The organism is Shewanella litorisediminis, from assembly GCF_016834455.1.
Lineage (GTDB): Bacteria > Pseudomonadota > Gammaproteobacteria > Enterobacterales > Shewanellaceae > Shewanella > Shewanella litorisediminis.
Genome location: NZ_CP069213.1, coordinates 3,898,801 through 3,921,719 on the forward strand (window position 1 = coordinate 3,898,801; position 22,919 = coordinate 3,921,719).

Annotated in this window: 24 protein-coding genes and 1 other RNA gene; 9 read left to right on the plus strand and 16 right to left on the minus strand. The window is 52.9% G+C overall.

What is annotated here, in order from left to right; genetic code table 11:
• Positions 1–78: 78 nt before the first annotated feature.
• Positions 79–483: an MAPEG family protein gene (locus JQC75_RS17220; protein ID WP_203325239.1), complete on the minus strand. Its 405-nt coding sequence runs from the start codon at positions 481–483 to the stop codon at positions 79–81.
• 147 nt (positions 484–630) lie between these two features.
• Between JQC75_RS17220 and JQC75_RS17225 the strand changes: the two genes are divergently transcribed.
• A complete protein-coding gene (locus JQC75_RS17225) occupies positions 631–1,851 on the plus strand; it encodes a threonine/serine exporter family protein (RefSeq protein ID WP_203325240.1) in 1,221 nt (406 codons plus the stop codon).
• A gap of 122 nt (positions 1,852–1,973) precedes the next feature.
• Positions 1,974–3,644: a BamA/TamA family outer membrane protein gene (locus JQC75_RS17230; protein ID WP_239002039.1), complete on the plus strand. Its 1,671-nt coding sequence runs from the start codon at positions 1,974–1,976 to the stop codon at positions 3,642–3,644.
• A 105-nt stretch (positions 3,645–3,749) separates the two neighbouring features.
• Here the strand turns inward: JQC75_RS17230 and rnpB are convergent.
• Positions 3,750–4,106: RNase P RNA component class A (rnpB, locus tag JQC75_RS17235), an RNA gene on the minus strand.
• 65 nt (positions 4,107–4,171) lie between these two features.
• On the minus strand, positions 4,172–5,017 hold the full coding sequence (rsmI, locus tag JQC75_RS17240; protein WP_203325241.1) for a 16S rRNA (cytidine(1402)-2'-O)-methyltransferase: 846 nt from the start codon (positions 5,015–5,017) through the stop codon (positions 4,172–4,174).
• An 88-nt stretch (positions 5,018–5,105) separates the two neighbouring features.
• On the opposite strand from rsmI, the gene JQC75_RS17245 reads away from it, so the two are divergent.
• The 4 genes from JQC75_RS17245 to JQC75_RS17260 all read left to right on the plus strand — a co-directional run bounded on the left by JQC75_RS17245 (position 5,106) and on the right by JQC75_RS17260 (position 8,521).
• Positions 5,106–6,935: a penicillin-binding protein activator gene (locus JQC75_RS17245; RefSeq protein ID WP_203325242.1), complete on the plus strand. Its 1,830-nt coding sequence runs from the start codon at positions 5,106–5,108 to the stop codon at positions 6,933–6,935.
• The gene (locus tag JQC75_RS17250; RefSeq protein WP_203325243.1) at positions 6,932–7,258 is read left to right on the plus strand and encodes a YraN family protein; all 327 of its coding nucleotides are present in this window, start codon (positions 6,932–6,934) and stop codon (positions 7,256–7,258) included. The genes JQC75_RS17245 and JQC75_RS17250 overlap by 4 nt, the downstream gene beginning before the upstream one ends.
• A gap of 106 nt (positions 7,259–7,364) precedes the next feature.
• Positions 7,365–7,958 carry a phosphoheptose isomerase gene (locus JQC75_RS17255; protein WP_011761463.1) on the plus strand — a complete coding sequence of 198 codons (594 nt, stop codon included), beginning with the start codon at positions 7,365–7,367 and terminating at the stop codon, positions 7,956–7,958.
• Positions 7,955–8,521, plus strand: coding sequence for a BON domain-containing protein (locus tag JQC75_RS17260; RefSeq protein ID WP_011761464.1), 567 nt, complete (start codon positions 7,955–7,957; stop codon positions 8,519–8,521). Before JQC75_RS17255 ends, JQC75_RS17260 begins: the two co-directional genes overlap by 4 nt.
• Here the strand turns inward: JQC75_RS17260 and JQC75_RS17265 are convergent.
• Positions 8,511–9,383, minus strand: coding sequence for a DMT family transporter (locus tag JQC75_RS17265; protein ID WP_203325244.1), 873 nt, complete (start codon positions 9,381–9,383; stop codon positions 8,511–8,513). The genes JQC75_RS17260 and JQC75_RS17265 overlap by 11 nt on opposite strands.
• Before the next feature lie 125 nt (positions 9,384–9,508).
• Here JQC75_RS17265 and JQC75_RS17270 point away from each other — a divergent pair, with 125 nt between their 5' ends.
• Positions 9,509–10,399 (plus strand): LysR substrate-binding domain-containing protein, encoded by an 891-nt coding sequence (locus tag JQC75_RS17270; RefSeq protein WP_203325245.1) that lies wholly within the window; start codon positions 9,509–9,511, stop codon positions 10,397–10,399.
• A 55-nt stretch (positions 10,400–10,454) separates the two neighbouring features.
• On the opposite strand, the gene trpS is transcribed toward JQC75_RS17270, so the two are convergent.
• The 3 genes from trpS to rpe are packed head-to-tail and all read right to left on the minus strand — an operon-like array spanning position 10,455 to position 12,823.
• Positions 10,455–11,453 carry a tryptophan--tRNA ligase gene (trpS, locus tag JQC75_RS17275; protein ID WP_203325246.1) on the minus strand — a complete coding sequence of 333 codons (999 nt, stop codon included), beginning with the start codon at positions 11,451–11,453 and terminating at the stop codon, positions 10,455–10,457.
• Between the two features lie 12 nt (positions 11,454–11,465).
• On the minus strand, positions 11,466–12,143 hold the full coding sequence (locus JQC75_RS17280; RefSeq protein ID WP_203327262.1) for a phosphoglycolate phosphatase: 678 nt from the start codon (positions 12,141–12,143) through the stop codon (positions 11,466–11,468).
• Positions 12,144–12,148: 5 nt separating this feature from the next.
• On the minus strand, positions 12,149–12,823 hold the full coding sequence (rpe, locus tag JQC75_RS17285; RefSeq protein WP_203327263.1) for a ribulose-phosphate 3-epimerase: 675 nt from the start codon (positions 12,821–12,823) through the stop codon (positions 12,149–12,151).
• Positions 12,824–13,054: 231 nt separating this feature from the next.
• On the opposite strand from rpe, the gene JQC75_RS17290 reads away from it, so the two are divergent.
• Together JQC75_RS17290 and JQC75_RS17295 are read left to right on the plus strand one after the other, a co-directional pair.
• Positions 13,055–13,402 carry a hypothetical protein gene (locus tag JQC75_RS17290; RefSeq protein ID WP_203325247.1) on the plus strand — a complete coding sequence of 116 codons (348 nt, stop codon included), beginning with the start codon at positions 13,055–13,057 and terminating at the stop codon, positions 13,400–13,402.
• A gap of 12 nt (positions 13,403–13,414) precedes the next feature.
• Positions 13,415–13,597 (plus strand): DUF2970 domain-containing protein, encoded by a 183-nt coding sequence (locus tag JQC75_RS17295; protein ID WP_203325248.1) that lies wholly within the window; start codon positions 13,415–13,417, stop codon positions 13,595–13,597.
• Positions 13,598–13,625: 28 nt separating this feature from the next.
• Here JQC75_RS17295 and JQC75_RS17300 read toward each other — a convergent pair whose 3' ends face one another.
• The 9 genes from JQC75_RS17300 to JQC75_RS17340 form a co-directional block, all read right to left on the minus strand.
• A complete protein-coding gene (locus JQC75_RS17300; protein ID WP_203325249.1) occupies positions 13,626–14,468 on the minus strand; it encodes a Dam family site-specific DNA-(adenine-N6)-methyltransferase in 843 nt (280 codons plus the stop codon).
• Positions 14,469–14,519: 51 nt separating this feature from the next.
• Positions 14,520–16,040, minus strand: a complete 1,521-nt coding sequence (locus JQC75_RS17305; protein WP_203325250.1) for an AAA family ATPase — start codon at positions 16,038–16,040, stop codon at positions 14,520–14,522.
• A 13-nt stretch (positions 16,041–16,053) separates the two neighbouring features.
• Positions 16,054–17,133, minus strand: coding sequence for a 3-dehydroquinate synthase (gene aroB, locus JQC75_RS17310; protein WP_203325251.1), 1,080 nt, complete (start codon positions 17,131–17,133; stop codon positions 16,054–16,056).
• Between the two features lie 6 nt (positions 17,134–17,139).
• Positions 17,140–17,655 (minus strand): shikimate kinase AroK, encoded by a 516-nt coding sequence (gene aroK, locus JQC75_RS17315; RefSeq protein ID WP_203325252.1) that lies wholly within the window; start codon positions 17,653–17,655, stop codon positions 17,140–17,142.
• Between the two features lie 211 nt (positions 17,656–17,866).
• Positions 17,867–19,924, minus strand: coding sequence for a type IV pilus secretin PilQ (locus JQC75_RS17320; protein ID WP_203327264.1), 2,058 nt, complete (start codon positions 19,922–19,924; stop codon positions 17,867–17,869).
• Between the two features lie 21 nt (positions 19,925–19,945).
• Positions 19,946–20,464 (minus strand): pilus assembly protein PilP, encoded by a 519-nt coding sequence (locus JQC75_RS17325; protein ID WP_203325253.1) that lies wholly within the window; start codon positions 20,462–20,464, stop codon positions 19,946–19,948.
• Positions 20,461–21,093, minus strand: coding sequence for a type IV pilus inner membrane component PilO (locus JQC75_RS17330; protein ID WP_203325254.1), 633 nt, complete (start codon positions 21,091–21,093; stop codon positions 20,461–20,463). Before JQC75_RS17330 ends, JQC75_RS17325 begins: the two co-directional genes overlap by 4 nt.
• Complete coding sequence (locus tag JQC75_RS17335) at positions 21,090–21,683, minus strand: PilN domain-containing protein (protein WP_203325255.1); 594 nt, start codon at positions 21,681–21,683, stop codon at positions 21,090–21,092. Before JQC75_RS17335 ends, JQC75_RS17330 begins: the two co-directional genes overlap by 4 nt.
• A complete protein-coding gene (locus JQC75_RS17340) occupies positions 21,671–22,750 on the minus strand; it encodes a pilus assembly protein PilM (RefSeq protein WP_203325256.1) in 1,080 nt (359 codons plus the stop codon). The genes JQC75_RS17335 and JQC75_RS17340 overlap by 13 nt, the downstream gene beginning before the upstream one ends.
• Between the last annotated feature and the right edge of the window lie 169 nt (positions 22,751–22,919).

A 22,919-nucleotide genomic window follows, 5' to 3' on the forward strand; every position in this document is an offset into this window, starting at 1 on the left:
GTATAACAGGACTCCGCCCTTAAGTGTGACTAAAAAACAACCAAAGACCGAGTTTTTTCGTCGGATGTTATGGCGAAATTATCCCCCGAGGCCAAGACCCCATTGCGCCAGGTTTATCAGTGCCAACACCAGCACCACAATCCAGGTGCCAAGGGTGCCAAGGAAGCGCCCTGCATGGTAACCGCCCCGGCCCTGGGTCAGGCCAATGCCATGCAACACCCTCGCAATCAGCCAGCTTGCACCTATCAGATGCAGATACAGGGGCGACAATCCGTTGAGTTCGGCGCAGGCCAGCAACAGAAGCACCAGGGGGGCATATTCCATAAAATTGCCGTGCACCCGAATCGCCACTTCAAGGGCCTTACTGTGCCCGGCACCCAAGCCGATTTTTTCGCTGCGCCGCAGCCGGACGACACCCCAGGCAAACACCAGCATCAAGAGGGCGGACAAGCTTAAATACAAGGCTGCAACCGGTAGTGGCATATTTGTCTCCAAAAGGTTGTTGGATTGGCATTATTCTTTGAAATGTCATTAAATCCGGTTAACCCCCCGGTTGCAACTTGGGGTATGATCCGCGCGCCCGTGCAATCGCGGGCAGGCCGACTAACCTACAGGGTGGACATACTAGGCGTGGACAACGTAGAATTCATTGAAAAACGCAGGTTTATCATTAAGTTGGGAAAGGCTCTGCACAAGTTTGGCACGCCGGCGTACCGACTGGAGACCCACTTGCAAAATGTATCCAGAATGTTGGGTATCGAGGGGTATTTTCTGATTTCCCCCACCTCCATGACCTTCGTACTGCAACACGATGCCGATCAGGAATATAACCACGTCGCCCGGGTGAAACCCGGTGAGCTGGATCTGGGCTCCCTTGCCCGCACCGACGAACTGGTGGATGAACTTATCAGCGGCAAGCGCACCCTGCAGGATGCCATGGATCGCCTGGAAGAAATCATCAACAAACCCAATCCCTATGGCCCACTGCTCACCCTGCTGGCGTTCGGCTCGTCGGCCGCAGCCTTTGCCATGCTGATGGGCTCGGGTTGGAACGACGTGCTCTGGTCGGGTCTGCTCGGTCTGATAGTGTATGCGCTGGTTTACCGGGCCGAGCGTTCCAAACGCATGGCCGAAATGCTGGAGCCTCTGGCCGCCATTGTTTGTGCTCTGGGCGCCACCTTCATCAGCCAGTACGATCCCGGCATCAATATCCCTGTGGTGATTCTATCGGGGATCATTATCTTTATTCCCGGCCTCGCCTTGACTTTGGGATTGGCAGAGCTCGCCGCCCGGGATCTCATGTCAGGCACCATGCGCATCATGGATGCGGTCATGCTGCTGTTTAAGCTGTATTTTGGTGCCATTCTCGGACTGGTGGTGGGTAAAGCCTTGTTTGGAGAGGCTATTTATATGGAGTCTCAGCCCGTACCGAGATTAGCCATCTGGTCTGCGGTCCCCATTTTGTCCATGGCGCTGGTGATTATCTTTAAAGCCCGCATGAAGGATGCGCCATGGGGCGTGCTGGCCGGGATTGTGGCCTTCTTTTCGGCCATGGCGGGCGGTATCTATCTTGGCGACAGCATAGGCATTTTTATCGGCGCCTTTGCCGTGGGGATATACTCTAACCTCTTCGCCCGCTGGATGAAGGCACCAGCCTCCATTGCCTTGCTGCAGGGGATAGTGATCCTGGTACCGGGCAGCAAAACCTACATAGGGCTGAACGTGCTTATCTCGGGTGAAACCATGCTCAACCAGGCCCATCTGGGGTCGCAGATTTTCCTGATTTTTATGTCACTCATTGCCGGCCTCATCTTTGCCAACGTGGCCGTGCCACCGCGCAGAACCCTCTGATATATCGGGGCTAATGAGACACTTCATCAGCCCCGATTTTCGTCGATAGTTGCACATAAGCTTAAGTAAAAATTTGAGTTTTTTCTCGCCTTGCCTTGACTATCCCCTTGCTTGTACTGTTAATGAAATGTGGGTACCAGGCAACGGAGGGGCTGACAGTGGCAACAGAACTTCGAGTGAAAAGCGCGTTGTTGCTTGGCCTGCCCCTTGCCTTTGGCGCGCTGGCCGAGACGACTCCTCAAGCAGCCGCCGATGGGGAGGAAAGTGCCGAAGTGGGCAAGATCCTGGTCATCAGCCACCCCATCTTTGATGAGTCAGATCCTGACACCTTTTTTATTCACCGCTGGGCCAACTTCCTGCACATCAACACCCGTGAATCCACGGTCAAAAACCTGCTCAGTTTTAAAGAAACCGACTCTGTTACCCAAAAAGATCTGGATGAGGCTCAGCGCTTATTACGAGCCGAGCCCTATCTCAGAGATGCCAACATCAAGTTTGCCGAGCCTGACCCGGACGCCGATGAAGCAAACGGCCACAAAGATGTGGCGGTTGAAACCTGGGACAACTGGTCGTTACTGCCCACCATCAGTGCCAGTCATAACGGCGGTGACACCAAATATTCATTCGGCATCAAAGAAGACAACCTCCTGGGTACAGGGATAAAAACCCGCCTAAAATATCAATCCGATCGCGACAGGACAGGTTACAAGGTCGCCTTTGATATACCGCTCACCATAGCGCCCCATGGCAGACTGGCCGCCGACTTTTATGACAACAGCGACGGAGAGGCAGCGCACCTGTATTTCGAGCGCCCCTTTTACACACTGGACGGCAAACTGATGTACTCGGCCGAAGTGCTCCACGATAAACGCACAGATACCCTGCGGCAAAATGGCGTGGAAGTGAATGAATTTACGCATAATGTAGATTACGTCAACCTGCGCTACGGCTGGCTTGCCGACAAAAACCCTGACCACCTGAGCCGCTGGATAATTGGCATCACCCAAGATACCCACAGCTTTGAATCAAGCAGTCTTTATCCCGGCGCCGAACTGCCAATGGACCGGGACTTTCTCTATCCCTGGGTGGGCTGGCAGTACATTCAGGATGACTACCGGGTGCTGAGAAACATACATCTCATCAACTACAACGAAGACTTTAACCTGGGCTGGCAACATTATTTCACCGCAGGCCTCGAAGTAAGGGACACAGACGGCGACCTACCCGGCGTACACCTGGGCATGGCGTCTTCCAAAGGCTTTGCCAGCGAAGACAGCCTGCTGCTGTTATGGCTGAAAGGCAGGGCAACTTTTAACACCACGCAAAAAGACAATTATCAACTGCAGGGTATCGCTGAGTACTTTTACCAAATCAATCCCAAGTGGACTGCTTATGGCAAGGCGGTGATGGGCACCTCCAACAACACCTACGGGGATGTGACTATTGCTCTGGGCGATGAAACCGGACTCAGGGGCTATCCCAACGACTATCAGCATGGGGATCACCACTGGCTGCTGACGGGGGAAATCCGCTATTACCCCAATATCAATCTTTATCAGCTGGCAGAATTGGGCTGGGCTGCCTTTATCGATGTGGGACAAGCCTTTGGCGGCCCCGAGGCAGCACTGAATGAAAACCGGGATCCCATAGCCGCGATTGGCATAGGGGCCCGCATTTATTCGTCCCGCTCAAGCTACGGTCATGTCGCTCACCTGGATTTCACCGTGCCCTTTAGCAGCGGCGAGCATGTGGACAGCTGGGAATGGCGCTTTTTGGTAAAGAACCGATTTTAAGGGCCATTTACCAGATAAGCAGGTTGCCACACCAGGCTTACCAGCACTGTGATCATAAAACTTATAAAAGCAAAAAGGCCGCTCGAAAGCGGCCTTTTTATCAAAGAGTTGAGTCGACCTATAAGCCGGGTTCTGTGTCTCCCGAAGGAGCGGCAATCATTCCTCTAGGCCTGCAATCGCTCGCAGGCTCAAGCAATCTACCCGGTTCCGACGCGAGCCACGCCATAAGGAACCCTATTTGATCTTGCTCCGGGTGGAGTTTACCTTGCCACGAACTGTTACCAGTCGCGCGGTGCGCTCTTACCGCACCGTTTCACCCTTACCGGCCCGAAGGCAGGCGGTCTGTTCTCTGTTGCACTTGTCGTCGGCTTACGCCGCCCAGACGTTATCTGGCACCCTGCTCTGTGGAGCCCGGACTTTCCTCCCCGCTCTTGCGAGCGCAGCGACTGCCCAGTCGACTCGGCGCGGATTATAGCCCAACGACCGCGGCTCACCAAGGGCTTTCGACCTCGCCCTTGGTGATGGTATTACAATCCGGCATCCAGACCCGCTTTGTAGAGGGCATTTTTTTTCAGATCGTGAATTTGCGCCGCCATGGCTGCAGCCTTTTTCAATGGCAGTTCGGTCGCCAGCAGGCTCAGGGTCTCCATGGCCTTGGCGGGAATGGCCTCTTCGGTTTCCTCGGCCACAAAGCCGTGGCACATCAGCACCATCTCGCCTTTTTGCTGATTGTCATCACTCTTTACCTTCTCCAGTACCTCGGCCGCAGTACCACTCAAAAAGGTTTCGAAGGTCTTGGTCAGCTCACGCGCCATCACCATGGGGCGATCGGCGCCCAGCACTGCCACTATGGCTTCGAGCGTTTGCAAAATACGGTGAGGGGATTCGTAAAAAATCAGGGTACGCGGGTCTTCCCTTAGCGCAGTGAGTTTATCCGTGCGGCCCTTGTCCTTGGCAGGCAAAAAACCCTCGAAGGAAAAGCGGTCTGAGGGCAAACCCGAGGCACTGAGGGCGGTGATAGCGGCGCAGGGGCCCGGCAAAGGGATAACGGCAAATCCGGCTTCGCGCACCTGAGACACCAGATGGTAGCCGGGGTCAGATATCAGCGGCGTGCCGGCATCACTCACCAGCGCCACGGCCTCGCCCTGGCTCAGTTTTTCAATAATCCACTGGGCGCGTGCACGCTCGTTATGATCGTGCACCGAGGTGGTGCGGGTGCTGATGCCAAAATGACTGAAGAGACGACCCGAGTGGCGGGTGTCTTCGCAGGCAATCAAACTCACCGATTGAAGAGTCTCAACGGCCCTCGGGCTCATGTCTCCCAGGTTGCCTATGGGGGTCGGAACGATATAAAGCGCTGGGGGCAGGGACATAATTACCTCTGGAGTATGATGGCCAAGGCTTTAACCCCGGGCCGGAGAAGGTTAAACTGAGCTCAGCATATTACCAGAGTGAAGCCAAGTGTTGAAAAGCCGGAATCAATTGAAATTAGCAGGTGTTGCGCTGTTTCTGTCGTTATTGGCAGGTTGCGGCAGCACACCAAGGACAGAAGTCAGCCAGCCACAGGGCCCCGTCTCTTTGGTGAAAGCCGAGCTTTCTTCCAGCCAATATCTGGCGCTTGCCGATTCGGTAAAGGATACTGCATCACGCAGCCGCTACCAGTTGCTGGCCGCCCACGCCATGTTGAACGAGGCCAATCCCCAGGGGGCAGCGCAATTGCTTGGTGCCATCAGAGGCAACCTGGCACAGGACACAGAAATCCAGGCCGAGTTCAAATACCTGACAGCCCGCACCCTGGAGCAGTCCGGCGATGCGGCTGCGGCACTGAAAACCCTGGTTTACCCCGGTCATTGGAAACTGCCGGATTGGCAGTGGGTGTCCTATCATCAGCTGCGGGCACAGCTTTTCCGCATCAAGAAACAGCCCATGGACGAGGTGCGAGAACTCGCCGAACTGGGCAAGTACCTGAATGCCACTGACGCTGCCGAACTGAATGATCGCCTGTGGGGTATTCTGGCACCCATGCATGAAGAGACCATTGAAACCTTTATGCAGGAAGCCACATCCCCGGTTTACAAGGGATGGCTGCAGCTGGCCTTTATCGCCAAACATTATGCCGTCGACCCACAAACCCTGGTGCGTTTTCTGGGAGACTGGCAACGGGAAAATCCATTCCACCCGGCGGCCAACCGTTTGCCATCTGATTTGGACCGCGCCCTCAACGCCAAACCTTATCTGGCCCGCAACATCGCCGTCCTCCTGCCCCTCTCCGGCAGTGCCGCCTCGGCCGGCTACGCCATCAAGCAAGGCATACTGGCGGGCTATCTGGCCGCAGACGACAGCACGACCAAGGTGAGATTTTACGACAGCGGCACCAATGCAGTAGCGGCTTATCAGCAGGCGCTCGCAGAAGGCGCTGAATTTATTATCGGCCCCCTGCTGCAAAGCAGTATCGAAGCCATCGAGGCCCTGCCAAAGGCAGAAGGCCCATCGGTGCCTCAGCTGTATCTCAACCAAATTGGCACTTACCAGGCCAATGTTGATAAGTTCTATTTTTCCCTGTCACCTTCTGAAGAAGCCAGCGATGCCGCCGAACGTCTGTATCGTGATGGCGTAGAAAAGCCGCTGCTGCTCGCCAGCGCCGACGCCACCGGCCGCCGTATGGCCGAAGCCTTTAATCAAACCTGGCGCAAGCAAACCGGGGACATGGCCGAGGTCCATTATTTCGAGCAGGGCAATGAAATGAAGCTCACTGTTCAACGCGCTCTCGGCGTGCTGGACAGTGAAGCCCGTATCGCGCGCATGAAGGAGATCCTCGGTCGGCGTCTCGAGGCCGAGTTCCGCTCCCGCGAAGATGTGGATGCCATTTACATGATTGCCAGCCCGCAGGAAATACAACTGCTCAAACCCTTTATCGATGTGAGCTTCTCAGTGTTTGCCGATCCTGTGCCCATGTACACGTCGAGCCGCGCCAGACCCCAGGATAATGCCCGTCAGGTGCCGCAGGAGTTCAACAATGTCATGGTCAGCGACATCCCCTGGCTGATGCAACTGAGCAGTGAATCCAGGGATATCAATGATTTGTGGCCAACCTGGAACAACGGCCAGAAACGCCTGTTTATCATGGGCTGGGATGCGCTGGATCTGGTGGGCAAACTGGCACAAATGCGCGCGTTCCCGGGATTTCAGTTCCAGGGGCGTGGCGGCGTCCTGTCGGTGACCCACGACGGACTCATCAAACGTCAGCTGTCCTGGGGTAAAATTCAGCGCGGTGTATTGAGGCCTTTGTGAACCAGGGCCAGCTCGCCGAAGAGAGAGCCATGAAGCACCTGTGCGCCAATGGGCTGAGGCTTGAGGCGCGTAATGTGCGTTATCCCTTTGGTGAGTTGGATTTGGTGATGCGGGAAGGACGGGTGTACGTGTTTGTGGAAGTCAAATTCCGTACCCCTAAAGGCTTTGGCGACGCAGTGCAGGCCTTATCGGCAGCGCAGCAGCAAAGACTCAGGCGCGCAGCCACCCATTATCTTCAGTGCCATCGTATCGAGGCACCCTGTCGGTTTGATATGGTGGCCATCACAGGGGATAAATTGGAATGGATAAAGGATGCGTTTTGATACAAAAGTCGCTGCCATCTCTATGAACAACAATTTAACCCCCTACCCTCTACTCGCGCGCTGCTTTATGGCATGATAGCGGCAGTTTATTTTGTAAGGATCCACCATGTTAGAACGTATCAAAGACAGCTTTACCGAGTCGATTCAGACCAAGATCGATGCCGCAGAAGCCCTGCCGGATTCTATCGCCAAGGCGGCTGAGATGATGGTGGCCTGCCTTTTGGGTGGCAATAAGATCCTCGCCTGTGGTAACGGCGGCAGTGCCGGTGATGCCCAGCACTTTTCGGCCGAGCTGCTGAACCGTTACGAAGTAGAGCGCCCACCGCTGCCGGCCATTGCGCTGACCACAGATTCATCAACGCTGACGGCCATCGCCAACGACTACAGCTACGATGAAGTGTTTTCCAAGCAGATCCTCGCGCTGGGCCAGCCCGGTGACATACTGCTGGCCATCTCCACCAGCGGTAACTCGTCCAACGTGATTAAAGCCATGGAAGCAGCCCTGAGCCGTGACATGACCATAGTGGCCCTGACCGGTAAAGACGGTGGCGCCATGGCAGGACTCCTGGGTGCCAGCGACGTGGAAATTCGGGTTCCGTCCAATGTGACTGCCCGCATTCAGGAAGTGCACCTGCTGGTGATCCACTGCCTGTGCGACAACATCGACCGCACCCTGTTCCCTCAGGACGAAAACGCATGATAAGACTGCTGCTGACCGCACTTGCCTGTATCACACTGACCGGCTGTGCCGGTGCCGTGATGGTAGGCGCCGTCGGTGGCGCCGTGATGGCCAATGACGAGCGCTCTATTGCGACGCAATTGGACGACACCAACGCCGACTTTGTGATTTCAAGCGCCCTGATGAAAGATGAGGAGCTGAAGGCCAAAACCAACATCACCGCCGTGGTCATGAATGGCAACGTGCTGATGATTGGTCAGGCGCCCAATTCCACCTTAAGGGATAAAGCGGTAAAAGTGGTCCAGGATCTCAAGCTCGGCGGTAAGATCCACAACCAAATCCGCATCGGTAATCCCACCTCATTCACCACCCGAAGCAACGACACCTGGATAACCACCAAGGTGAAGGGGCGGATGCTCAATGAGAAGACCCTGGACATTACCCGGGTCAAGGTGGTCACAGAAAACGGTGAAGTCTTTCTGCTGGGACTGATTCCGCGATCTCAGGCAGAGCTCGCGGTTGAAGTCGCCCGTAACACAGCCGGCGTGCGTAAAGTCATTAAGGTTTTCGAACTCATCGAATAACCTCAACCTCACTGATGGCCTGCCACAGGCGGGCTATCAGTGGTGCAATCAGCGATGGCAGCACCACCAGCGCGGCTCCCCACCACACGTGCTCTCCCGGCCACTCATCGAACCACCACCATCCCAGCGCCACAATAAACAAGAGGCCGCTGTACTCTCCGATGGCAATATCCGCCGCTCTCGCCCTGCGATAGGCCAGCACACAAAACCAGTGATATGCCATTAAAAACAGGTTACTCGCCAGCGCCACGCCGAGTAATGCCCAGCTGAATCCGGCAAAGTTATTGAAGGCGGCAAAAATCAGTGCAATCGGCAGCCCCAGCAGGTTATAGAGCAAGATGGTCACCACCGGGCTTTCGGTGGCGGGCAGCTTTCTGAGCAGCAACTGACACAGCGAGAAAGTGACGGCTGCGCCAAGTACCATCAGTCCTGACCAGCCAATTTGGGTGGGCGCCAGAATAAGCAGAATTCCGCCAAATCCCAGGATGGCACACAGCCACTGACCTGCGCTGACGCGCTCACCCAGCAGCCACCATCCCAACAGCATGATGATGAGGGGGGCGGAATAGAACAGCGAACTGACGGTCGCCAGTGGCAAGGCCATCAGCCCCAGAATTAAAAAAAGCGCGCCAACAACACCAACACTGGCGCGCCAAAGGTGGATTTGTAAGTGTTGCGTATGAGGGCGGCCCGCAAGCCACCACAGCAGCAGCAGCATCAGGCTGGAGGTAAGTTGTCTGAGCAATAAAAAGCTGCCGGCGTTGGCATCCTCGGGCAACCATTTCACAGACACATCGTACAGAGCGCTGAAAACGTTGCCTACCAGCAACAACAACAACCCGGCCAGTACAGCTCTTTGCACCTTTAATCACCTCAGCTCATGGAACTGAGCGCATGATATAGCCCACAACTAGCTAAGAAAAATGATGTTTTTTTATCATCCATGAATTAGATTCATGCATTATCATCCCTGTAAGCGCTTTTCTGATGCGTAAACTTCCCCCTCTGCGGGCACTGCAGGTTTTTGAAGCCGCTGCCCGCCATCTGCACTTCTCCCGGGCTGCCGAAGAGTTGTGCCTGACCCAAAGTGCCGTCTCACATCAGGTCAGGGCACTGGAGCAACATCTGGGGCAAAGCCTGTTTGCCCGCCGGGGCCGCGAGCTGGCACTGACCCCAAAGGGCGAGCAGTTATTTCTGGCGGTACAATCCGCGCTGGATGGTCTGGATAGCCTCTGTCGTCAGCTGAATGAGGCTGAAAGCCGGGAACTGAGGCTGGCGGTATACAGCTCTTTCGCCGTGAAGTGGCTGATCCCGAGACTGGGGGATTTCCGCCGTCAACATCCGGGCATCAAAATTCACCTCGAGATGGTCAGCGGTGACCCACCGCTATCGGATCAGGTAGCGGACATGTTTATTTGCGGTGAGCAGCACCAAAGGGGCTTTTGGCAAACATTGCTCAGACCGGAGCGCCTGATCCCCGTGTGCAGCCCGGCACTGGCCAATGCCCTTGGCGAAGCGCTGGTCATGCCGCTGCGACTGGACAGCCTGCCGCTGCTTTCAGTTGACGAGGCAGATATAGGACCGGATTGGACTCGCTGGGCCAGGTCACAGGCGCAAACGCTGACCCAGGCACAGCTGCAGAGCTACAGCCATGTGCTGCTGGCGATTGAAGCGGCCATTGCCGGTCAGGGCATCGCCCTGGCATCGGATTTCATCGTGGAAGGTGACATCGCCGCCGGAAAGCTGATGGCGCTGCCCTGGCCGGCGCTGGAAACCGGGTTTGGTTTCCATTTCTGTTGCCGCGAGCGGCGCCTCAAGGAACCAGCCATGGCCGCCTTTGCCGAATGGATCCAGCAACAAGCCGCCACAGCCGGATAACAGACATAAAAAAATCAGCCTCTTGGGCTGATTTTTTTAACAAAGCCGACTGGCGTTATACCAAGAGGCCGATTTTTTCGTAGACCTGTTTCAGGGTTACTTCGGCGCGCGCCTGGGCCTTCTCTGCGCCGTCACGCATAACGGTATCCAGGAAAGCCCTGTCTTCACGGAATTGACGATAGCGCTCCTGCAGCGGCTCCAGCATGCCAACCACGGCTTCACCACAGGCAACCTTGAGATGGCCGTACATCTTGCCTTCGAAATCGGCTTCGAGCGATGCGATGCTCTGCCCTGTCACACCTGACATCAGGCTCAGCAGGTTGGACACGCCTGGTTTGTTGTCCACATCGAAACGTACCACTGGCGGCTCATCACTGTCGGTCATGGCCTTCTTGAGCTTTTTCATTACCGCCTTGGGGTCTTCCAGCAGGCCAATCACGTTATTGCGATTGTCATCGGACTTGGACATCTTTTTGGTGGGGTCCTGCAAGGACATCACCTTGGCACCCACGGGCGGGATAAAAGGCTCTGGCACGGTAAAGGTATCGCCGTAAGCGTTGTTGAAGCGAATAGCGATATCGCGGGTCAGCTCAAGGTGCTGTTTCTGATCCTGCCCCACTGGGATTTCATTGGCCTGATACAGCAGGATATCTGCCGCCATCAACACAGGGTAGCCAAACAGGCCCACGTTGATGTTGTTGGCATGCTTTTGTGACTTGTCTTTAAACTGAGTCATGCGCGACAGCTCACCCATCTGAGTGTAGCAGTTGAGCACCCAGCCCAGCTGAGTGTGCTGCGGCACCTGAGACTGGATAAACACAGTGCTCTTTTTCGGGTCAACGCCACAGGCCAGATACAGCGCCAGTGTATCCAGGCAAGCCTCACGCAGGGCTTGTGGGTCCTGACGTACGGTAATGGCATGCAAATCCACCACACAATAGAGACAATCATGACTGTCCTGCATCGCCACCCACTGACGCAGTGCACCCATGTAGTTGCCTATGGTCAACTCGCCTGATGGCTGTGCGCCGCTGAGAACGATGGGTTTAGTCATGTACTTACTCCGTTAATGTGTCGCCGTGAGGCGAGTCAAGATATCTGCAAAGGTGTTACATACGGCGTCTGGGCCAGAAAGCCCAATATCTTCACCGTAGTTGTAGCCGTAGGTCAAGCCAAAGGATGCAATTCCAGCGGCTTTGGCGGCCAGTATGTCGTTGCGGCTGTCGCCCACCATCAAGAGCTCTTCATGACCAAGCTGCCAGCTGTCCAAAATGTGGGTCAATGGCAGGGGGTCCGGTTTCATTCTTTCCAGCGAATCACCACCGAGCACCAGCTCAAAATGGCCGTCGATGCCAAACGCCCTTAACAATGGCAGGGTAAACCTGTGGGGTTTGTTGGTTACGATAGCCATGCGGATCCCCATGGCCGAGAGCTCATTCAGCGTTTCGATGACCCCATCATACAAACGACTGTGGCACTCCAGATGGCGCTCGTAATGGCGCATAAAGAGCGGCATGGCATCGTCCAGCATGGAGCCGGTTACATCGCGCCCGAGTGCATGGGTCAACGCCCTGGCCATTAAGACTCTGGCACCATTCCCAACCCAGGTTCGCACCTCGGCCTCAGTGCACTGGGGCAGATTCAGCTCGCGGAGGGTGTCATTAGTGGCTGCGGCCAGATCCGGTACGCTGTCAATCAGGGTGCCATCCAAATCAAAGGCGATGGCACGAATTCGATTCACCAGTGCCATCAGCCTGATACCTTGGCCAGTTCGGCACGCATGCGGTCAACGACAGCCTTGTAATCCGGCTTTCCGAAAATGGCGCTGCCAGCCACAAACATGTCGGCACCGGCTGCGGCGATTTCAGCGATGTTGTCTTCTTTCACGCCGCCATCCACTTCGAGGCGAATGTCGTAACCGCTGGCATCGATTCGCTCACGTACCTGCTTGAGCTTATCCAGAGTCGCAGGGATAAAGGATTGGCCACCAAAGCCAGGATTCACTGACATCAGCAGGATCACATCCAACTTGTCCATTACGTAATCCAGATAGTGCAGCGGCGTGGCTGGGTTAAACACCAATCCCGCCTTACAACCGTGGTCACGAATAAGTTGCAGGGTGCGATCTACGTGCTCTGAGGCTTCCGGGTGGAAGGTAATGATGGAGGCGCCCGCCTTGGCGAAATCCGGGATGATGCGGTCCACCGGCTTCACCATCAAATGCACGTCGATCTCCGCAGTAATGCCATAATTTCGCAGCGCCTGACAGACCATGGGGCCAATCGTCAGGTTGGGCACATAGTGGTTGTCCATCACATCGAAGTGAACCACATCGGCACCGGCGTCCAATACAGCTTTAACGTCATCCCCCAAACGGGCGAAGTCGGCAGAAAGGATAGAAGGAGCAATCAGGTAAGGGCGCATATTCAGAGTCTCTGGCATGGGTTTAGAGGGCGCGTATTTTATCCGATTTCCCTATTTTTTTCCGCACTTTCTGTCGATTTTATGGTCTGCAACACATCAAACGGGACGAATCACTGCCCTGTGCTGTATCAATTGAAAGAAACTTGTTCAAAAAGCGTGCGCCTTTGTTATAATCGACGACCAAGCTGAACCTGAACACTAGCGATAAAGTCTGTCTCAAAGGAAATGACGATGGGAACTACTAATCCGCAACAAGCGCCGCGTCGCTTTGCCAACCTGAAGGCCGTCATGGTGTTATCCACGACTGTGTCTGTGGTCGTTGCTGGTTTGATTTTTCAGTCGGAGGCCGGCGACAAGGGCACGTCAGCTTGTGTATGCAGCGCAAATACAAGCTATAACAATAGCTTGCCAGCAAGCCACCCCAACAATCGCTGCGCCACCCAGTCTCAGGACTTGAGCTGGAAATCCTGGCTCACCGGCAGCAGCCGCACCACCCAATTCCACTTCCTCGATTTACTCGAGCTGCTGCATGGCCATAACAGCCAGCCAGCTGAAAGTCCGGCAGCCAACCAGCGTTAAGCCAGGACTACTATGGCGGGATTCCTGAGAATATTGAGCAGCACCCTTGCCGCTTTTTTTGGGGTTCAGTCAGAAACCAATCGACAACAAGATTTCAGCGCCAAATCTCCCGTTCCCTATATCCTGATGGGCTTATTATTGGCAGCCTGTATGGTTTTGGGTCTTATCTGGGTAGTGAATCTGGTATTGAGTTGATAAAGGGCGTCTCCAGCCAAACCTGATATCAATCCAGCGACTCCAAATGGAATGTTTCATCATAGAGCGCCATCAGCTCATCCACTTTATTACGCCCACTGCCTTTTTGACTGATATTGCGCTGCACCTTCACCGTTGCCAGTTTTGCCCCAAGGTATAAGCCGCGGGTCAGAGGGATATCATGATTGCTGATGAGCACAGGTATGCCACGCTCTACTGCTATGTGACGTGAGTGGCGGGCCAGCAGCGCCTGATCGTCCAGGGTAAAACCAGCACCCACATAGGTGGTAAAGCTTGCCGTGGTCGACAAAGGCGCGTAGGGCGGATCGCAATAAATCACGTCGCCGCTGCCTGCGAGCTCAAACGCCTGCTCATAGCTGATGCAGAGAAATTCGGCACGTTGCGCCTTAACAGAAAAGGCGCGGATTTCCTGCTCGGGAAAGTAGGGCTTTTTATAGGAACCGAAGGGCACATTAAACTCTCCCTTGCGGTTGTAACGGCATAACCCATTAAAACCATGGCGGTTCAGATACAGGAAATAGACTGCGCGGCTAAAAGGGTCTTTGGATTTGTTAAAGCGGCTGCGGATATCGTAATAGGCATCTTTGGAGTTCATCTCATCGCAAAAGAGCGCCCTGGCCGCCCGGATATACTCTTCAGGCTGTGCCTTGACTATCTTATAAAGCCCAATCAAATCCTGATTGATATCGCAAAGCAGGTAAGCATCGTATTGGGTATTGAGAAAGACAGAACCTGCACCAACAAAGGGTTCAACCAGGCGCTTTCCCTCAGGCAAATGGCGACGCAAGTCGTCCATCAGCTTGAATTTACCACCGGCCCATTTTAGAAAGGCCCTTTGTTTCATGGTCATGATTGGGAAATGCCGCCGGAAGAGATAAAGAAGCCCCTGATTGTACTTTGTTTAATTTGAAATTTCACCGGCGGATACCGAATCCAGCGGTCGATAAGAGGTTAAGTCCTTCCAGGCCCGGACCCAGGGTTTGCCACCGCCATAACGCTCCATCACAAGCTTTGCCTGAGCGTTCGCTTCAACTTCACTGGTATAGTTTCCCTGCAGTATTACCAGCTTATCCTTGTAGTGCACCAATCTGAGCTCCGGCTCAGATGCCATACGCCGAAATATGGTGGCAGCAGAGTCCCGCTTGCTGACCGTGGCCAATTGTAAGGTATAGCCTGTTTCAGGCAACGCCTGAATCGACCTTTGATACCATGCCTGTGCGGCAAAAACCGAGTTCTCAGGGACTGCCGGGACTTGAATGGCGGCTGATTCGATTGGCTTTGCTTTGTCTGCTGCGACTTGTGCAGCTAACGGCTTCGAGCCTTCGCTCTGTTGTGTTTGAGTCAAACTGACATCCTGTACCGCGCTGTCGTGAGTCATCTCAACATGTGGTTCCTGCTTACCCCTTGTTGTATCTGACTGGATAGTCTCAGCGGTAGGCACCTCGGCTAATCGCCTTGCCTCCTCAAGAGCGGCCTCATCAGCCAGGCGCTGGGCTTCCTGCTCAGCCCGAGCGGTTACCTCAGCGAGTTCAATTTCAGCAAGCAACGCCGCTCTGGCCGTAAAATAGCCGGTTAACTGCCGTTCTCCCCACGGAGACAACAAGCCTGTTTCAGGAAACTCTTGCGGCTCAGCCTCAGAAACTTCGCCAGGATGGCTTTGCACCAGATACCACAGGCCCAAAGAGAAAGTTGCGGTCAGCGTTACAGCGCCCAGCATCCGCCAAAGACGTCTTCTATCCGGCCGCTTTTGCTCTTCTGGCTGAAGGGCTCTCTCCAACAAGGCAACCACCTCACCAGGCCTGCCCTTCTGCTGCTCCAGTTGCGATTTAACGATATCACGGGGCACATAGGGTACGGCATCAGTTCGGCTTATCAGGGTGTAATAGAGCGCTTCGCGCTCACCTATTTCGAGGGGGTCTATGTCAATTGGCAACATCAACTCGCGTTGTACGCCGGTCAATTGGCTGTATATGTGCCTGGCTACCTCAGGTGTTGCTGCTAATGTGATGGCAATGGGACGCCCGGCGCATTGCTGGTTGGTCAGCAACAGGCATTCAGCCCAGAGCTCCAGCGGCAGGTGATGCGCATCATCTATCAGTATGTGAAGAGGTTTCGTTAAACGCTTTGATAACCGGCGCAGGGTATTGCCCAAAGGCTCTTCGTCATCGAAAAGGGGATCTGACAGTAACTGGATGAGGATTTTACGACGAATTTCGGCAGCATCGGCATGCATGGGACATACAACCAACGCCGAGTTGTAATCTTCGAGCTCACTGACCAAAGCCGTGAGCAAGGTGGATTTACCGGCACCTTCATTACCTTGAATAACAACCAGTTGCTGACTATAGCAAGCAACATGCTGCATTCGCAGCAACAGGGCCTCTTGGGAAGGCAGCAGTACTGAAGGAGGAATAAATGTCATGTTGCACCCGATATCAGGGGCGGCGAATGACCTCTGCCAGTTCGGCATCAGTGGCCTGACTACTGACTTCAGCAGCACCAATGCCCAGAGGCAAAACTAATCGCAACTGACCACCCAAAACCTTTTTATCTCGCCGCATATGCATAATAAAGCTATTAAAGTCCATCGACTCCGGAGCCTGGACGGGCAAATCGAATGCCTGAATAAGTGCCGTAATCCGACAAAGAATTGACTTATCGATTAGCCCCAGTGTTACCGAAGTTTGTGCAGCAAGGACCATGCCAGCGGCAACGGCTTCGCCATGCAACCAGGTACCGTAGCCCATTTCAGCTTCGATGGCATGACCGAAGGTATGTCCGAGGTTGAGTAAAGCGCGAACACCTTGCTCGGTTTCATCTTCCGATACCACCTCGGCTTTGATCTCACAGCAGCGGGCAATAACGTGGGTAATTGCATTTTGATCCAAGGCTTTAAGCGCTGAAACATTTTGCTCAAGCCAGGCAAAAAGCTCATTGTCACGGATAATGCCGTATTTGATCACCTCAGCCATACCGGCAGCGAACTCCCTGGCTGGCAGGGTTTGCAGGCAATTAATATCAATTACCACCAACTTGGGTTGATAGAAGGCGCCTATCATGTTTTTACCCAAGGGATGGTTCACGGCAGTTTTTCCGCCGACAGAGGAGTCGACCTGGGATAAAAGCGTGGTTGGAATTTGGATGAAATCAACACCGCGCTGATAACAAGCCGCAGCAAACCCCGTCATATCTCCAATCACACCACCTCCGAGTGCAACCAGAACACAATCACGGGCAAAATTGCCTTCGAGCAACGCGTCAAAAATCTGATTGAGATACTCGAGAGTTTTGTATTGCTCGCCATCAGGCAGGATCACAGAAGCCACCTGAGCCGCGTTAGCGGACAGGGTGGCACTGATTTTATCGAGATACAGGGGGGCAATTGTCTCGTTGCTGACAACAAGCACCTTTTTGCCACTCACCACAGGTGCAAAGAGCGCCTGATGTTCAAACAAATTCGGGCCAATGTGGATCGGATAACTTCGATTTGCCAAATTAACCTGAATTTGCTTCATGGTGTGTCAGAATCCCAACTGTTCGATGATTTGATTGGCAACAACCTTGGCACTTTGGTCATCGGTTTTGACAATCACGTCAGCGATTTCTTCATAGAGTGGATTACGGCTCTCGGCCAGAGTCTCAAGCACTGAACGAGGATCATCGACCTGCAACAACGGACGGCGCTTGTCTCTTTGAGTGCGAGCAACCTGCTTATCAATGGTTGTCTCGAGATATACCACAATCCCCCTTGCAGACAGAAAGTTACGTATATCTTTGCTTTGTACTGAACCACCTCCGGTTGCCAGCACAATACCTTGCTTTTCGGTTAAGTCGGCAATCACCTGCGCCTCACGACGACGGAAGCCTTCTTCACCTTCAACATCAAATACCCAAGCAATGTCAGCCCCAGTACGGCTTTCAATTTCTTGGTCAGAGTCATGGAATTCCAAGTGCAGCATTTGAGCCAGATGTCGGCCTATGGTGCTCTTGCCCGCGCCCATAGGGCCTACCAGAAAAATATTTCGTTTTTCAGCCATTTCTTATACGTCTGAATCGTTTATGAAGTGTCTACCTATGCCATCCCAAACTGGGCGGCGATCTCAATACCTTGCTCTAAAGAGACTTGACCGGGGATTATCTCAGTAGAAAGGTGGGGAAGGCAAGTCAGTAGAAGAGTAAAACCAAGAAAAGCTGCGAGAGTGGAAAACAAAAGGGCCGGTTAACCCGGCCCTTTTAGTGTTCTTAAGATCAGATTTTTTCCGTCACAATTTTGGGGGTAACGAAGATAAGCAGTTCCTGACGCTCATTTTTATCTGACGTATTGCGGAACAGGAATCCAACCAAGGGTATATCACCCAACACAGGCACCTTGCTGACACGGCTGATAAGATTCTGTTGATAGATGCCACCCAGTACTATGGTCTCACCATTATCTACCAGTACCTGAGTGCCAATACGCTGAGTATCGATAGCTACAGCACGACCTGTAGGTGTATCCACAGTTTCGCCCTGACTGTCCTGGGTGATTTCCAGATCCAAGATCACACGGTTATCGGGCGTGATTTGGGGGGTTACCCGCAAAGACAGCACCGCTTTTTTAAAGGTAACTGTGGTGGCACCGCTTGAGGCCGCCTGAACATAGGGTATTTCAACACCCTGCTCAATATATGCCGCTTTCTGGTTGGAAGTAGTGATACGAGGGCTCGCAATAATTTCACCCTTGTTTTCCTGCTCCAACGCGCTCAATTCCATATCCAATACTGTGCCATCGGCAAGCTTGGCAACATGGAAAGCAATGCTGGCTGCATTGGTTGGCGCCGGGAGGTTAACATTCAAACGGTCACTGATAGCAGGAATGACGCCACCGGCAATACTTTCAGCACCTTCGAGCGAACCCGAGGTTCCCTTACTACCCTGCTGATCGGTGATTCCCCAGCGAATACCCAGGTCTTCGGCGACGTTATCCTTCACGGTCACCATGCGGGATTCTATCAGTACCTGACGAATGGGAATATCAAGCACTTCTATCATGCGCTGCACGTTGGCCAGAGTCTCTGCAGTATCTTTAACCAGCAAGGTGTTGGTACGCTCATCTACCGCGACACTGCCTCTATCGCTCAGCAGACTTGAACCTTCGCTCTTCAGCAGCTCTGCAATATCAGTGGCCTTGGCATAATTGATTTGCATGTACTCGGAATAGAGTGGTGCCAGCTCCTGCACTTCCTGCTGATTACGCAGTTCCATGCTCTCGCGGACGGCAAGCTCTTCGGCAGGTGCAACCATCAGGATATTGCCTTCGATACGCTTATCCAGTCCTTTGGTTTTCAGGATCAAGTCGAGAGCCTGATCCCAAGGCACATCATCCAGCACCAGCGTAATATCACCCTGAACCGAATCACTGGTTACCAGGTTGAAGTTGTTGTAGTCGGCAATTAACTGCAACACAGTACGAACAGAAATGTTTTGGAAATTCAGCGACAAAGTCTTGCCGTTATATTTCTTCTCCTGCTTAACCGACGCCTGACGAGCCACCTTGTTCATTGACAGTTTAAACTGGTTGGCTTCCTGAACGTAGTTGTACTCGTACTCACCGCCGATATCGACCTGAATACGTGTAACCAAGTCTTCCTTAAAGGTCTCAAAGCTCTTTACGGGAGTAGCAAAGTCCTGAACATCCATGACATACAACATGTCTTTTGGAATATCAGTGTTATAAAACTTAACCTCTAACTTGGCACCAATCTGTTCTACATTCGCAGCGACCTTGGTGTTATTCAGCTGAACAACCAGCTCCCCCCCACCTTTGCCATTACGACGAAAATCGATATTTTTCACGCCGTTGACATAAGCGCCTGAGGACGAATTGGTGTCTGTGGCGGCAGTGACTACCGCATCGTTTACCGTTAAGCGATAGCTGTTACCAACCACTGCGCCTTGATAAGGCAGCACTTTGGACAGATTAATGCCAACAACCAAATCCGAGTCCTGTTGCTGGGCATTCACCTCAGTCACGCCGCCGCGGTTCACCGGCATGGCGTTTGTCGCTAATCCAGAAATACTGTCATCAAATGAAAGCAGTATTTGAGCCGGAGTAGCATTGAGATTGATTTCAGGCTCAGCAATGGGGTTTTCAAACACCAACTCGAGTTCCAATTGGCTGTCTATCACCGAGTGATACTTAACGTCGACCAGCCGATTGGCCGCCACGGCTGCTGTGGTTACACCGAAAAACAACGCAATTCCCACCAAGGTTTTTGCCAACCCCGGCTTGTTGATGCGTGTTGTGAACGCGGCAGAAGATTCCATCATTCCCTCATCCTTCGCAGGTTATTCTCCAGCCAATTCCAGGGTGCTGGAACGCTCTGCCCAGCAACCGGAACCGTCCGGAATTAATTCTATTACTTCAACATTTTGTGGCGTGACTTTACTAATACGGCCATGGTAAAGCCCCAGATAGTCTCCCACACCCAAGCGGAATACATTGCCATCATTGGTTTGCACCAAGGCCCAAATACGCTTGTCCTGGGTCAAGGTGCCCCGCATCTTCAGGTTATCCAGCGCGTAGGTTTCAAGTCTTCCTTTACGACGCTTGAGATCTGGCTGGGTACAATCCTTGGAAACATCCACAGCTTCTTCGGTCAACTCCCTTGACGGGGGAACGAAGGGACTGCGCAGCAATTCAGCCTGATAAGCAAAATGCTCAAACACAGGAGGCTCTTTTAGCGGTGGAATCTTGGCAACATGCTGAGCTTTCGTTGTAGTAACAAATAGTTCCAAATCGCTGCGATCGCCAATACAACCAGTCAAAAACAGTAAGATAGTGGCTAGCGGCAAGACTCGTTTCATTTCTTGCCTCCTTTAGCCGGCTTTGAGCCTTTCTCTGGTGGAAGTTCCGCTCCTTCTTTAAAGCGGTACGTTTTGGCCAGAATATCCATGGTCAGAATGTCACCATCCTGATGTTTAATCACAAAGTCATGCAAGCTGACGATACGGGGCAATTTAGCCACCCCACTGACCATGCTGCCCATCTGGTGGTAGTCACCGCTCACAACCATTTTGATGGGGAATTCAATGTAAAAGTCACGTTGTACAGCACCTTCCCAATCGAGGCTCTCAATATTAAGTCCCGAGTCCGTGGCCACAAAGGTCAGGTCATCCAGCAATCCATCCATTTCATTTTCTGACGGCAGCATTTTAAGCAGCTCGGCAAACTGGGCTTCCATCTCTTTCAACTGCTCACGGTAAAGCTTAAGGTTGGCGGCTAGTTGATACTTTTTCTGAAAGTCCTGCCTCAATTGCACTTCTTTTTCCTGCTCTCTCTTCAAGCCGTCAATCGCATCGGAAATAAACAGAAAATAGCTGGCAACACCCACAATAACAGCCAGGAGAACGGCAAACACGACCTTTACCTGCGCTGGCCAGCCACCAATGTTCTCAAAATCAATGTCGTTGAATTCGCTCAGATCCAGCTTCATTTCGCCGCTCCTTTTTTACTGGCGGCCGCTTTTTCCAGCTCTTGGGCGGCTTTATCAACAACTGTTACCTTGAGACTGAAGCGCTGCAGTTTTCTGAGCTCGTCATTCTGAGACACAATGCTTTGCATCACGGGATCGTCAAGCCAAGCTGACGTTTTCATTTTACGCATCATATTGGCAACGTTGTTATTGGACTCGCTGCGTCCCTCAATCCACACCATGGCACCTTTCTTTTCAATGCTTGAAAGATAGATACCGGGTGGCACAACACGAACCAGTTCATCAAGTACGTGAGTGGGAAGATTTCTTGCCTGTTGCAAATTCAGAATAATTTCTGTGCGACGCTCGATATCTTTCTTGCGTTCAGTAATTTTCTTAATCTCGGCGATTTGCTTTTCGAGCAACTGAATCTCGGCTGTCAAAAACTCGTTTCGGGCTTTCTGCTCATCAGTCATCATGTCGATAACCTGTAAACAGGCAAACACCAAAAATGCCGACAACAGGAATACGAGTGCCAGCGCGCCAATATAATCACGCTTTTGCTTTTCCCTGGCCTCTTCACGCCAGGGCAACAGATTTATGTTCGCCATTGACCGTAGCTCCTTAATGCCAGGCCACAGGCAACCATGTATTTGCTGATACTGGGTTGCAAGGTGGATTTAACAGAATCGTCGGCATGCAAATTTCCCTGGAAAGGGTCGGCAATAATGGTATGTACACCCAACTCATTGGTCAGCAAATTCGCCATACCTTCGAGACGAGAGGTTCCGCCACAAAGCACTATGTAATCCACTTTATCTCTGCCGCTGGATGTACAGTAGATTTGCAGCGTTCTCTTAATCTGCTGCAAAAGTTGCGTCTGGAAAGGAGATAGCACCTCGAACATATAGTTACGGGGCAAATCGCCTTCTACTTTAGCTTTCTCAGCTTGTTCATAGGACATGCCGTAAAAAGACAAAATAGATTGGGTGAACTGCTCGCCACCAAAGGCCTGCTCACGGGTAAATGTGGTTTCACCCTGATCGACTACCGCAAAGGTGGTCATATTGGCGCCGATATCTACCATGGCAACGACCTTCTGGCTGGCACCTTCTGGAAGTTGCCCAAAAACCAGCTCTGCTGAACGGCCCAGTGCATATCCCTCGATGTCGACGACCTTGGTCTCAAGATCGACTTCGTCGAGTGCATCCACCCGGGCATCGATATTCTCTGTACGACAAGCGCTCAGGAGCACATCTACTTTGCTTGGGTCAATGCTGTTAACGCTCAAGGTTTCAAAGTCGATGCTGACTTCATCGAGTGAGTAAGGGATGAGGTTATCGGCTTCGATCTCAATTTGAGCTTCCATCTCTGCCTCATTAAGCGAAGCATCCATGTAGATCACCTTGGTCATCACCGCAGAACCAGAGACTGCAACAGCTGCGAATTTGCAACTCTTTGGGAGGGTGCGCCTGAGCTGACGCAAACAGTCAACAACGGCCGCAGCATCACGAATATCGTGATCGTTTACGGCTCCCTTCTTCACGGGAACAGCAGCGTGACTTACAATTTTATAACCATCAGCCGTCTTGCTCAGCAGAATCGCCTTGACTTCATGGGAGCCAATGTCGATCCCCACCATCTGCGGAGCCTGACGCTTCCATAGATTTGAAAGCATAGTCCATTGTCACTTTAGTTTTAGGTTGCAGAGATAGAGTAGCACAAAATCAACTCGTTATACTTATTTGTATAGAATGTTTATAGGTTTTACAAATGGCAATTTTTTGACGCTGCTTTTTACTTCACCCTAGCCATTTGCCCTTATATACTGTGGCCTTCGTAAACTA